This window comes from Amycolatopsis sp. CA-161197, from assembly GCF_050942255.1.
In the GTDB taxonomy this organism is placed as follows: domain Bacteria; phylum Actinomycetota; class Actinomycetes; order Mycobacteriales; family Pseudonocardiaceae; genus Amycolatopsis.
Window position 1 is genome coordinate 4,585,692 of record NZ_CP192059.1, and the last position, 12,039, is coordinate 4,597,730.

Here is a 12,039-nt window from a genome sequence, read left to right on the forward strand (position 1 = left end):
CTCCTCAGTCGTCGTGGACGGACAGTTTCTCGCCGAGCAGCACCAGTCCCGCGGCGATGATGCCGAAGACCACGAACAGCACCATGCCCGCCGCCGTGCCGAGGCCGGCGTCGAAGCTGTGGAAGCTGTAGTCCCACAACAGGTAGTAGACGTTCGTGGTGGCGCCCGACGGGCCGCCCTGCGTGATCGTGTCGATCAGCGGGAAGGTCCACTGCGCCGAGAGCAGCACCGTCATCAGCGCCAGGAACACCAGCGTCGGCGACAGCAGAGGCAGTGTGATCCAGCGGGTGATCTGGCCGCGCGAGGCACCGTCGATCATCGCGGCCTCGGTGTAGTCGCTGTTGATGTTCGACAGTCCCGCGGACACGACGAGCACGGCGAACCCGATGAGGTGCCACCCGGTCACCAGGATGATCGCGGGCTGCGCCCACGTGGTGTCGTGCAGCCAGTTCACGTGGGTGCCCAGCACGCGGTTCACCGCGCCGCCCGACGGTTCGAGCAGCCACTCCCACACCGTCGCGCTGGCCACGGGCGCGACCAGCAGGGGAGCGAACACGAGCGCCTGGTACACCGCGCGAGCCCGGCCGCGCACGCGCTGCCCGAGCAGGCCGACCAGCACCGGCACCAGGAGCGTGAAGGGGATCAGGCCCCCGATCACCTCCAGCGTCCGCAGTGCCGACTGGCCTACCGCGGGCAGCTGGAACAGGCGCACGTAGTTGTCCAGCCCCACCGGCGTCGCCGGCTGTGTGGGCAGCAGGTTCCACGAGAAGAACGACAGCTGCGCGGTCTGCACGAGCGGGCGGTAGGTCCAGATCACCAGCAGCGCCAACGCCGGCAGGAGGTAGAGGTACGGCGGGGCCCCGCGCAGCAGCCGCCGCACGAGCGCCGGCCGGGCCACGCGCGACGGAACCACCACCACGGGCGCCGGGATTTCGACGAACATCGCTCACCCGTCCTTGCCGGGGGTGCCCGGGGCGAAGAACTTGTCCAGGGCGTAGCGCACGCGTTCCTCCTTGTCCTCGTCGTACACCACCGGCGCGTCGCCGATCTCGACCGCGGTGGCGACGAACGTTCCGTCGATCAGGTCGACGCGGCTGATCCCCGCGCCGCGGCGCCCGCGCATGCGGCCCGGCGGCGGGAGCGGGTCCGACCGGTAGGCCAGCGCCGGCCCGACCCACACCGGGATTCCGGCGAGCGACCCGCAGCCGGTGTGGTGGGCGTGGCCGGTGACGATCATCCGCACGTCGGTGCCCGTCAGCGCCGCCGCCAGGTCGTCCGCGTTCTGCAGCCGCAGCAGGTGTGCCGACGGCACGGGCGACGGCAGTGGTGGGTGGTGCACGACCAGGAGCGTGCCGCGCGGGGCCGGGCTCGCCAGCTCGTCGCCCAGCCACTCGAGCTGGGTGGGTTCGAGCCGCCCGTCGGGCCGGGCCGGCGTGCTGCTGTCGAGCACGACGACCCGGACGCCTTCGATCCAGTGCACGGAGTCCACAGTGGCCATCAGATCCGGCGAGTGAGGCAGCAGCTCCCGGCGGAACGCAGCCCGTTCGTCGTGGTTGCCCATGGCGTACACGACTTCCGCGCCGAGCTCGGCCGCCGCCGGGGCCAGCGCGGAGGCCAGCCTGCGGTACGCCTCGGGCTTGCCCTCGTTGGCGAGGTCGCCGGTGAGGAGCAGGCCGTGGACCCGCGCCCGGGACGAGGTGATCGTCCCGAGCGCGGTGTCCAGCGTGGCGAACGTGTCGACGCTCCCGTGCAGGAGCTCGCCTTCGGCACAGATGTGCGGGTCGCTCAGCTGGATCAGGGTCAGCTCGGGAGGCGTGAGCCTCACTTGCCGCCGCCGGGCAGCAGCGACGCGGTCTGCTTGGCCGCGGCCGTGAGCGAGGACTGCGGGTCCGCGCCCTGGAACACGGACTTCTCGACGGCGTCCATCATCGTGTCGCGGATCTGCTGGAAGTTGGTGCCCGGGAAGGCGACCCACGGCTCGATGTGCTGCAGCTGGGCCACGTTCGGCTTGATCATCGGGTTCTTGTCCGCCCACGGCTTGAGGTGGGCCGGGTCGTCGAGCAGGCCCAGGCGCAGCGGCAGGTAGCCGATCTTGCTGGTGATCACGTCATAGGCCCCCGCGCTGGTGAGGAACTTGATGAGCTCCCACGCGGCGCGCTGCTTGGCCGGGTCCTTCGAGAAGACGTAGAGCGCGGCGCCGGAGTTCGTCGGCACGGTCGGCTTGTCCCCGAAGCTGGGCATCGGCGCGGCGCGCAGCTCCCAGCCGGCGCCCTGGGCGCCCTTGAGGTAACCGCCCTGCGCGGCGCTGCTCTCGAGCATCATGCCGAGGTCACCGCGCGGGAACGCGGCCGTGGCCTGCACCTGGCTGAGCTGCGGCATGGCACCCGAGGTGACCATGTCCTGCATCTGCTTCACGGCCTGCACGGTCGGCGCCTGGTCGTAGGTCAGCTGCTTGCGGTCCTGCGACAGCACGCGGCCGCCGGCCGAGCGCACGAGGCTCTGGAAGCACCAGTCGCTGGCCGAGCGCACGAGGCAGTCGGCGTACGCGCCGTCCTTGCCGGTGGCCTGCTTGATCTTGGCGCCGTCCTGCTGGACCTCGCCCCACGTCTTCGGCGGGTTGTCCGGGTTCAGGCCGGCCTGCTTGAAGAGCGTGGCGTTGTAGTACAGGACCGGCGTGGACAGCACGAACGGCACGCCGTAGGTCTTGCCGTCGACGTTGCCGATCGTGCGGATGGCGCCGGCGTAGGGGAACTGCCCGCCGAACTCGGTGTCGACCTCGCTCTTGCCATACAGGTCGTCGAGCGGCTTGGCGCCGAGCTGGCCCGCGGCGAACGCGAGGGTGTCGAAGCCGAGCTGCGCGACGTCCGGCGGGTTGCCGGCGGCGATCTCGGTCTGCACGCTGGAGGTGGAGTTGTGGGCGGGGTTCGGGTCGCTGCCGTTGGGCTTCTGCGGCGTGACCTTGATGTTCGGGAACTTCTTCTCGAACTGGCCGATGAGCTCGTTGAAGGTGTCGGTCCAGGTGCCGGCGAGGCCGAAGTTGTAGCTCTCGAACACGATCGAGACCTGCTGGCCGGGGGCCAGCTGCGGGGCCTGGGCCACAGTGGACGGTTGCGCGGCCGTGGTCGGCGTGCCGACGCCGCAGGCCGATACGCCCAGCAGCGCGGCGAGCGCGAGCAGGCCGCCGACGCGGGAACGGGGGATTCTCATGCGGGAACTCCTTGTTCGGTTTCTTCGGAGGGGAGGGCGGCGTCGGCGTGGTCGTCCTGCCAGAGCAGGCGACGGCCGGTGGTGTGGTGGAACACGTGGACGTGCGCGGGTTCCGTGGCGACCCCGACCTCGTCGCCGGGCTCGAGGCCGAGCGGGCGGGGGCCGCGCACGCACAGGCGCGCGTCGCCGACGGTGACGTGGGCGATCTCCTCGCCACCGAGGTTCTCCAGCAGCTGCACGACGCCGTGCAGCGCCGGGCGCGGGCCGTGCGGGCGCAGGTGCTCGGGCCGGATGCCGAGGACGACCTCGGTGTCGGGCAGCTCGCCGCGGCGGCCGAGGGGGACTTCGAGACCGGGCGCGATCGCGACGAGCTCGCCGCCGCGCGAGACGACGGTGGCGGGAAAGAGGTTCATCGGCGGGGACCCGAGGAACCCGGCGACGAACTCGGACGCCGGCTGGTCGTAGACCTCGGCCGGGGTGCCGACCTGTTCGAGCCGGCCCTGGTTGAGGATCGCGATGCGGGTGGCCATCGTCATCGCCTCCACCTGGTCGTGGGTGACGTAGACGAACGTGGTGCCCAGGCGGCGGTGCAGCTCCACGAGCTCGTACCGCGTGGAGGCCCGCAGCTTCGCGTCCAGGTTGGACAGTGGTTCGTCGAGCAGGAACGCGCCGGGGTCGCGCACGAGCGCCCGCCCGAGGGCGACACGCTGACGCTGCCCGCCCGAGAGCTCGCGCGGGCGACGGTGCAGCAGCTCCGACAGCTCCAGCGTCGCGGCGACCTCGCCGACCTTGCGCTGCACGTCCCTGCGCGACTGGCGCCGGGCGCGCAGCGGGAAGCCGATGTTGCGCTCCACCGACAGGTGCGGGTAGAGCGCGTAGCTCTGGAACACCATCGCCAGGTCGCGCTCGCGCGGCGGCGTGTGCGTGATGTCGCGTCCGTCGAGCTCCAGCTGCCCCGCCGTGAGCGGGGCCAGGCCCGCGATGGCGCGCAGCAGCGTGGACTTGCCGCACCCGCTCGGGCCGAGTAGCACGAGGAACTCGCCGTCGGCGATGTCGAGCGTCACCCCGTCGACCGCGGTCACGGCACCGAAACGCTTGGTTGCTCCTCGAATCCGGATGTGGCCCACCGAATTTCCCTTCGATCTCCTCGCTGATGCCAGCGAATTGCAGCACGCCGGAATGTCAGGAGGATGAACGGTGGGACGGGCTGTTTCACGGTTTTGTATGGTCGCTGACCTGCTGAAATGTCTCTTCGTGCACTGTTGTCGATCGGTTTCGGCGACGGTGTTATCAGGATTTTTTATCGTGCCATTGCGAACCGGAATCGGTACCCCGATACGTGACGACGCGAGTCTATTGCAATTTCCGATCAGGCGAGTCGAAACCGGCGAAGGATGCCCTCCCGCCCGCGCGCGGTGCCCACTCTGGACGCATCACGAAGCGGAGGTGGACACGTGCGCCAGGTACGGGTGACGGCCAGGACGACGGAGGCCGAGGACGTGGTGTCGTTCGCGCTGAGCGGCGACGGGCTGCCGTCGTGGACGCCGGGCGCGCACATCGACGTCGAGGTGCGCCCGGGCGTGACGCGGCAGTACTCGCTGTGCGGCGACCCGGCCTCACAGCGCCACTGGCGCATCGCCGTGCTGCGGGAGGACCCAGGACGGGGCTGCTCGCGGTACCTGCACGATTCGCTGGAGGTCGGCGCTTCGCTGCGGGTGAGCGACCCGCGCAACAACTTCGCGCTGGACCCGGCGCCCGCGTACTCGTTCGTCGCCGGCGGCATCGGCATCACGCCGCTGCTGCCGATGCTTCGCGCGGCCTCGGCGGCTGGTGCCGAGTGGACGTTGCACTACGGTGGCCGCCGGCGCTCGCGGATGGCGTTCCTGGTCGAGCTCGGTGTTTACGGCGACCGCGTCCGCGTGCTGCCGGAAGACGAGCACGGCTTGCTGCCGCTGGCCGACATCGTGACCGCGGGCCACGTCGTGTACTGCTGCGGGCCGGAACCGCTGCTGGCGGCCGTCGAGGAGCTGTGCCCGGCGGGCCGGCTGCGGATCGAGCGCTTCCACCCGCGCACGGCCGAGTTCGGACCGGCGGGGTCGTTCGAGGTGGTCGCTTCGCTGTCGGGCCAGACGGTTCAGGTGGGGGAGACGGAGTCGATCCTGGACGCGCTCGACCTCGCCGGGGTCGGCGTGCCGTCGTCGTGCCGCGAGGGCACGTGCGGGACGTGCGAGACGCCGGTGCTCGACGGGGAGGTCGAGCACCGGGATTCGGTGCTGACGGAGGAGGAACGTGCGTCGGGCAAGTCGATGATGATCTGCGTGTCGCGGGCCCGTTCGGCGCGGTTGGTCCTGGACGTGTGAACGGTCCGCGATAGGCAGTGCCAATCGTGCGGTAGCTCTTTCCCGCGCCTGGCTGTTCGGGTGGTCCGGACCGGCCATGCTGCGCGGAAGCCCTGCGAACTCCAGTAGATCGGATAGCGAACATGCACCTCACCGTCCTCGGCTGCCGGTCCGGAATGCCGGCCGACGGCCAAGCCAGTTCGGGTTACCTCGTCGAAACCGACTCGGCGCGGCTTCTCCTGGACTGCGGCCCCGGCGTCGCGACCGCCCTCTCCGCGGTCAGCGACGCGACCGACCTGGACGGCGTCGTCATCAGCCACCTGCACGCCGACCACTGCTACGACCTGCTGCCCATCGGCAAGTCCCTGCTGTCCGCCACCCTCGAGTTCCCGGGCGGCCCGGCTCCGCTCCTCAGGTCGCTCCGGCGCATCCCGTTGTTCGTCCCCGCGGGCGCCACCGAGGTCTTCACCCGCTGGGCCGCTCTCTTCCCCGTCACCACGATGCCCTTGCTGGACAAGGCTTTCGAGCGGGCATTCGACGTCCGCGAGTATCAGTCCGGCGACCGCTTCGACCTCGGCGACGCCACCATCGACCTCCACGAACTCCGCCACGTCCTGCCGAACTGCGGCATCCGCATTGAATCGGGTGGGGCTATTTTGGCGTATACCGGGGATACGGGGATGACCGACGCCGCGGTGAAGCTGGCGGCGGATGCAGATTTGCTGCTGGCGGAGGCCACTTTGAACGCCCCCGACGTCACCGGCCACGGCCACCTGAGCGCCCTTGACGCCGGGACGATCGCGACTCGCGCGGGGGCTCATTCGCTTGCCTTGACCCACTTCGCGTCTGGTGATGGTTCCTGGCTCGAGAACCTGCGCGCGACGGCCGCGTCGGCCTTCGACGGCCCGATCCGGCTGGTGCGAGGTGGGGAGCGGGTGTCTGTGGGGGGAATGAGGTCGGGTGGCTGATCAGTGCGACAGCCTACTGGAGAGTCCCGCGATGACATCTAAGATCATCGGCGCACGACCGGCCAATCCGATAACGAAGCGACGTCAGGCGCCGGTCGCGGTGACGATCGCGTCGGTGGCGAAGCCCAGGACCAGGCCCAGCAGCAGGCCCCAGGTGGTGATCACTTTGACACCGGATTTCCGACCCACGGCCAGGAGTTCAATCACCACGAAGAGGATCGAGCCTGCGGCGAGGCCGAGGAATGCGATGGACAGGGTGTCGTTGGTGAAGCTCTGGCCGACGAGGGTGCCCAGAAACGTCGGTCCGCCGCCGATGAATCTCAACAGGGCGAGGTAGCGCCAGGAAGGCCGGCGTCCGGTCAGCGGGGCGACAACGCCGAAGCCTTCGGTGGCGTTGTGGAGCCCGAATCCGATCACGAGCAGCACGGCGAGACTGAGTTCACCAGCGGCGGCGGAGTTCCCGATCGCGAGCCCCTCGGCGAAGTTGTGCAAGCCGATCCCGACCGCGATGGTGAGGGCCAGCCGCCCGGCCGAGCCGAGGCCGGTCGAGGCGGCGATGTCGTCCGCGGTGGCGGCACCGGGACCGGCAGGTTGGGGTGCGGCGTGACGTCGCGTGGCCGCTTCGTCGACGTAGACCAGGCCGACGAGGCCGATCCCGAGTGCGACCGCCAGAACTGCGCCGTTGCCTGCGGCGGAGCCGATGTTGTGGTCGGACAAATCTTTGTCGATCGGTTCCCAGGCGTGGGCGAGTACATCCCACAGCAGAAACACCAAGATCCCGGTCGCGGTCGCGCTCAGCAGCGCTTTCAGCCGAGGCAGCGGTGCCCGCAGCCGTCCGATCGGGAGTCCCGAGGTAGATGGTGAACCCGGCGATGGCGCCAAGGAGAGTGACCTGAGCAGAGGGCATGGCGTGGTTCCTGGTTCTCGCGGGGCCGTCGCGGGGAACCCAACTCAACTGATCGCCTGAGCAACGACAACCAGGACTTCATGACCGAGCTCAAGGCCCGGCTGACGAACTACGCGCTGCGGCCCATGCACGGTCACCGGGTGCCGCGCCACGAGGAGGGCCAGCGATTGGCGCCGTCGCCGACGTAGCCGGACACGCCCGAGGCGCCGCGGCCACTCTCGATCATCATGGCCCAGTTCGCGCGGCCGGTAGCCGCGGGAACCTCACACCGCGACTGGCCGTTGAACATCTTGCTGCCAGGCCAGATCCGGTGGATGTGGGAGGAAATCATCCCCCGGCGTCCGTGCCGAACCTGAAGACACTGCGCAAGAAGATCGAGCAGGACACGAAACTGCTGGGCTCCCTCGACCCGAACTCCGACGCCTATCACCGCTTGCAGACACGCATCACCGAACAGATCACCCTGCTGCTCGACTAGGAAGACACCCAGGAACGCCGCCAGAAGGCCGCCCAGAGCGCGGCCGAGCTTGTCCGCCGCGACAACGAGACGTCCACCGCCGGCTGCGGCCTGGTGTTCGATCATCCTGTTCATCAACAGCATCGGCGGTGTCCATCACCGCCGGCAAGAACATCTGACCCCACACCCCAACCCACTCGCGTGAGCCCGTCGCGGTAACAGGCACGGGGCGGGCTCTGCCGGTCACTGGCCGACGGGTGCGGTCGGGTTCAACCTCCGGATGAGCGGCGTTGTCGAGGCAAGGGCGGGATGTTGGTGGACCGGTGTCCGGGCGGCGCGTGGCGGTGGAGTACGCCCTGGTGTCGGCTGAGGCGGCAGCTCGGAGGCGGGATGTCAGCGCAGTTGCCGGCGGAGGTAGCGCGTCGGCGCAACAATCACCGAGCGGCTGGCGTGAACGTGTCAACCGTGGCCGGATCGCTGTGGAGAGCAGCGTGGGCCAAGAGCGCGGCTCCGGCGGTCCACGTGGTGCGTTCGCGGCCAGATCGTGTCGGTGGCGTAGTTGTAGCCGGTCCAGTACGAGCGGTCGCCAGCGGAAACAGTGTCGAGCGTACCGAGGAGTTCGGTGGTGTGCGCGGTCTCGCCGCGGGCAGCGAGGGTGGGGGCGAGCTCGGCGGTCTCGCCGCCTGTGGTGTTATCCCGTTCTCACCGGCCTCCGGCCGCCAGCCGTCCTCAGCGCGGACTGGAATCTGGTCGTCCAGCCGGGGCACGGGGTGCGCTGCGTCCACCACGAACCCTGGGCAAGGCGCAGCGCGCGACGTCAGCGCTGAAATCACCGATTCCGCAGAAATTTCATAGCGTTTTGTTGCAATCGAGACACAGTTGCTGAGCTAGACTCCGGCGCACCGAATCCGTTGGCTGAAGGCGCGCACAATTCAGCTTGTTGATTTTATGTCGTCGCCCAGAGTCTCGGGAAGGCGCGTCTCAGAATCGGCGTTTCCTTCACTGTGTCGAGGAACGTTCACCGCGACTGCCTCAGCGGCAGCTAGCTGAGTCACGCGGTCCAAGATGCGGAGGCAAGGCCGACTGGCCACGCCGAACCGCCCCGAGGGTTTCAGCTTGCGAGGGCGCTGTTGGCCGTGTGTGATCGCTTTCAGGGGGGATCCGTCCGTGGTGTCGTGACCAACCGTTCGGCGTAGGCGGAGAACCGTCACACGGTCCACGCCGTGCGTGACCAGCCGCGCGACGCTGCGACTGGCAGCGCTCGGGATCGCCCGGCGGGTTAGTCAAGTCCATCGCCCACACCACGTCGTCGCAGCTCGCGGTCACTAGGGGAGTCAGGTCGGCTCCGGTGTCACGAATCCGGCGTCCTCGACCATCCATTGCAACGCGTCGTCAACAGCTTGAGCGATCGCATCCGCCGGCAGGCCCAGAGCTGCGGTCACTCCGACCGACAAAGCGCGAGGGCCGGTACCCCGTGGCGACCCAAGAGACGAAAAGTCAACCATATCCAGGATGGGGATCGTCGGACGGCGGTCGGAGTGACCGAGTTGTTCGTTCTGGATGTGCAGTTCCAACCGGGCAGCGCCGGCTGGCGGCAAGGCAAGCGGATCGTCAGTTGCAGCGAGCAGCAGCGCGTCTGTCGCTGTCGGCCAGGCGTGAACGAAGAAGGCCTTCAGTGCGTCCACTGTGAGGCGGCGCGCCGAAGGTGATTCCGCGGGCGGCGCGGCCGTGGTGGTGAGTGCGGCAAAGTCCACGCGCAGGTCGACGGTGGTGTGGACGTCGACGTTGAGGCCGTCGGGGAGTGTCAGCCGGATGCAGAGCGCGAGTGCGGTGCGGCCGTCGCTGTCGTTGGCGGTGATCTGGTAGCTCGCGAACCGGCTGTTGTTATGGCCGTCGGGTTCGCCGATCTCCTGCCATGAGCCGGCCGGCATTTCAAGGCAGTATTGGTCCGCCAGCGCATGGAAGACTGCAGTTATCCCCGTGGCGTCGACTGCCGCGAGCATGCGTCCTCGCCTGGAGATCCGCCACAACTCGGCGCACAGGGGAATCCGGGCGGCTACACGTATTCGGAGATCGCGCTGATCAGCAAGAGTTGCCCAGGTGTCTCGGTCTTTCGATGCGTTGCTGTCGAACGCCAGCCCAGGTTGCCAGCGGGCCGGTTCGCGTGGTGAGCGCAGTAGCCGTCCGCCCTTCTCAGGTCCCCACTGGCCGCCGGCCAGCTCGATCGACTCAGCGTCGGAACCGATGTAGCCGTCCCGAGATGGGGCACCGGACACTGGGAACCCGATCCCGGCCGCGCCGCCGCCAGCAATCCCGCCCCCGATACCCCCGATGTCATTCCACACTGCCCTTGCTACGGCTACGACGTTCTTGCCGTAACGCGCACACAGCACGGCGGGTTCACCGTTGATACCGCCGGAGAAGTGCTGGGACCAGCCGATCCGATCTTGCTGCACGTGCCCCAGAGCGTGTCCCAGGCTGCGGGCCCCTCCGGCCGCTTCGTAGGCGGGCTGGAACGCCGCTTCATTGCCTGGTTCGCCGGGCCGGAACACCCCTTCGGCAACGGGCGTGGTGGGGAGCTGTGCCAGGACAGCGGCGACAATCTCGTTCGCAGTGGAGATGGTGCCGACCGCGCGACGGACATTCGGATAGACGTCGAGAAACTCGGCGAGCTGAGTCCCATCCCAGAGCCGCCAGCCGCGGAGCCCGGCCTGTCCGGCGTGAAAATCGATCAGAGCGGTCAACCGCCCGAGTTCAGGATCATCGGCAGTCAGCTGGAGGTTGGTCGCAAAGATCATGTAGTCCGGTCGCCGATCGCCTCGAGCTGTCTGACTGGCCCAGCGTTCGAATTCACGCTCGATGCGGTGCCTGAGCGTCCGGCTCGCGCCGCCGTACATCGCCTCCATGACGATGAAGCCATCCCATGGTGCGTCATGTGTCGGGAACCCTGTCGTTCGTCCGTTGAATGTGGCATCTCCCTCGGCGCCACGCCTCGGGCCGCCGAAGATCTTGGTTTCAGGACCCAGTACGTGCATCGTCAGTGCTTGGCACATCTTTTCGAAGGCGTCGGGACCTAGGCGATTGAGGTCATCGTGGAGAAAGATCCGCTCGACCTGATGTTCCGAAAGGTCTCCACCAGCCGCAGTCTGCTCGCGCTTCCACGAGAGAAGCTCTGCGACCGGATATACGGACTCGTGGTCGTCCACCGGCTTGTGGTGCTTGCCGCACAGGAGCAGCAGGTTCTCTTCCTCGTTGATCAGCTCATCAGCATAGGTGGGCTCGTGGCGGGGTCCGTCGGGCTTCTCGGATCGGATGTGTGCGATCTGCGCGACAACAGTGAGCCGGTCCCGGTCTTCGAGGACCAGCCCTTCTGTGCAGCCTGGAAACGCGCACCGACGCGCGCGGGCAAAAAGGAGCTTGATCGTGCGGGAAGTGTACTGGCGGGCCACAAGCTGACTGTATCTGGGCCGAGGGATCTTGCTCGACTGCTGGTGGCTTTCTGGCGCAGGCCGGACCACACATCGGTGCTGCGTTGGCGCTATGTTGTTGTCCTGTTCCATGGGCGACTACTTGGCCAGGGTCGCGCCGCCTCCGGCGGGGATCTCCCAGCCGCTAGTGTGTGCCTGACAATGCTGTGGTCCAGGTGACCACAGAGGGCAGGACGACCGCTGATCGATAGACGATGGCGAGCTTGTCGTAGCGTGTCGTCAGACTGCGCCATTCTTGAGCGGAGTGAAGCGACGCTCGACCACGTTGCGACGTCGGTAGTCGACCAGATCGAACGGCGGCGGGCGGCTCTCGCGGGAACCGCGGCGTGTGCGGTGCCCGGCCTGGTCGGCCGGTTCGGGGATCACGGCGGTGACGCCGCGGCTGCGCAGATGCCTGCGGATCGCGCACGAGGGTTTAGGCCTTATCTCCGCGGACGAGGCCAGGTCGCCTCCGCCAGTTCAGGCGTGAACGTCATGGGGGTGTCGCGCACGGGACAGTCACGGGTTCGTTGTCCTGGATCCAGCCAGGCTCGCGGCCCGAGGGCCGGGTCCTCCGTATTTTCGCCGGCTGGATGGAATCGCAGAGCGATCACGGCTCCCAGCAGCGCCTCACCGTCGGCCGGGATCGCGTTCAGGGAAAAGGAGCGCGGCGTTGGTTGCTGGTGAGTCGGGG

Annotated in this window: 9 protein-coding genes; 2 read left to right on the forward strand and 7 right to left on the reverse strand. The window is 68.4% G+C overall.

Features of this window, described 5'->3' with window-relative positions:
* Positions 1-4: 4 nt before the first annotated feature.
* Genes ACQPXB_RS21915 through ACQPXB_RS21930 form a run of 4 tightly spaced genes read right to left on the reverse strand, consistent with a single transcriptional unit; the run spans position 5 to position 4,289 of the window.
* On the reverse strand, positions 5-943 hold the full coding sequence (locus ACQPXB_RS21915) for a carbohydrate ABC transporter permease (RefSeq protein WP_432855243.1): 939 nt from the start codon (positions 941-943) through the stop codon (positions 5-7).
* Between the two features lie 3 nt (positions 944-946).
* Positions 947-1,825 (reverse strand): metallophosphoesterase, encoded by an 879-nt coding sequence (locus ACQPXB_RS21920; protein WP_432855246.1) that lies wholly within the window; start codon positions 1,823-1,825, stop codon positions 947-949.
* A complete protein-coding gene (locus ACQPXB_RS21925) occupies positions 1,822-3,207 on the reverse strand; it encodes an ABC transporter substrate-binding protein (protein WP_432855249.1) in 1,386 nt (461 codons plus the stop codon). The genes ACQPXB_RS21920 and ACQPXB_RS21925 overlap by 4 nt, the downstream gene beginning before the upstream one ends.
* Positions 3,204-4,289 carry an ABC transporter ATP-binding protein gene (locus ACQPXB_RS21930; RefSeq protein ID WP_432855252.1) on the reverse strand — a complete coding sequence of 362 codons (1,086 nt, stop codon included), beginning with the start codon at positions 4,287-4,289 and terminating at the stop codon, positions 3,204-3,206. The genes ACQPXB_RS21925 and ACQPXB_RS21930 overlap by 4 nt, the downstream gene beginning before the upstream one ends.
* 372 nt (positions 4,290-4,661) lie before the next feature.
* Between ACQPXB_RS21930 and ACQPXB_RS21935 the strand changes: the two genes are divergently transcribed.
* Entirely contained in the window at positions 4,662-5,567 is a 906-nt protein-coding gene (locus ACQPXB_RS21935) for a PDR/VanB family oxidoreductase (protein ID WP_432855255.1), read from the forward strand.
* A gap of 155 nt (positions 5,568-5,722) precedes the next feature.
* Positions 5,723-6,514, forward strand: a complete 792-nt coding sequence (locus ACQPXB_RS21940) for an MBL fold metallo-hydrolase (RefSeq protein WP_432855258.1) — start codon at positions 5,723-5,725, stop codon at positions 6,512-6,514.
* 84 nt (positions 6,515-6,598) lie between these two features.
* On the opposite strand, the gene ACQPXB_RS21945 is transcribed toward ACQPXB_RS21940, so the two are convergent.
* The 3 genes from ACQPXB_RS21945 to ACQPXB_RS21955 form a co-directional block, all read right to left on the reverse strand.
* Complete coding sequence (locus tag ACQPXB_RS21945; protein WP_432856737.1) at positions 6,599-7,285, reverse strand: ZIP family metal transporter; 687 nt, start codon at positions 7,283-7,285, stop codon at positions 6,599-6,601.
* A gap of 269 nt (positions 7,286-7,554) precedes the next feature.
* The gene (locus ACQPXB_RS21950; RefSeq protein WP_432855261.1) at positions 7,555-8,022 is read right to left on the reverse strand and encodes a hypothetical protein; all 468 of its coding nucleotides are present in this window, start codon (positions 8,020-8,022) and stop codon (positions 7,555-7,557) included.
* A gap of 1,190 nt (positions 8,023-9,212) precedes the next feature.
* Entirely contained in the window at positions 9,213-11,327 is a 2,115-nt protein-coding gene (locus ACQPXB_RS21955; RefSeq protein WP_432855263.1) for a hypothetical protein, read from the reverse strand.
* Positions 11,328-12,039: the final 712 nt, after the last annotated feature.

Excerpts from the sequence above, each read along its gene's own strand:
- ACQPXB_RS21940 (WP_432855258.1), top strand. The coding sequence starts at position 5,723 with ATGCCGGCCGACGGCCAAGCCAGTTCGGGTTACCTCGTCGAAACCGAC.
- ACQPXB_RS21950 (WP_432855261.1), bottom strand. The coding sequence starts at position 8,022 with ATGCTGTTGATGAACAGGATGATCGAACACCAGGCCGCAGCCGGCGGT.
- ACQPXB_RS21915 (WP_432855243.1), bottom strand. The coding sequence starts at position 943 with ATGTTCGTCGAAATCCCGGCGCCCGTGGTGGTGGTTCCGTCGCGCGTG.
- ACQPXB_RS21925 (WP_432855249.1), bottom strand. The coding sequence starts at position 3,207 with ATGAGAATCCCCCGTTCCCGCGTCGGCGGCCTGCTCGCGCTCGCCGCG.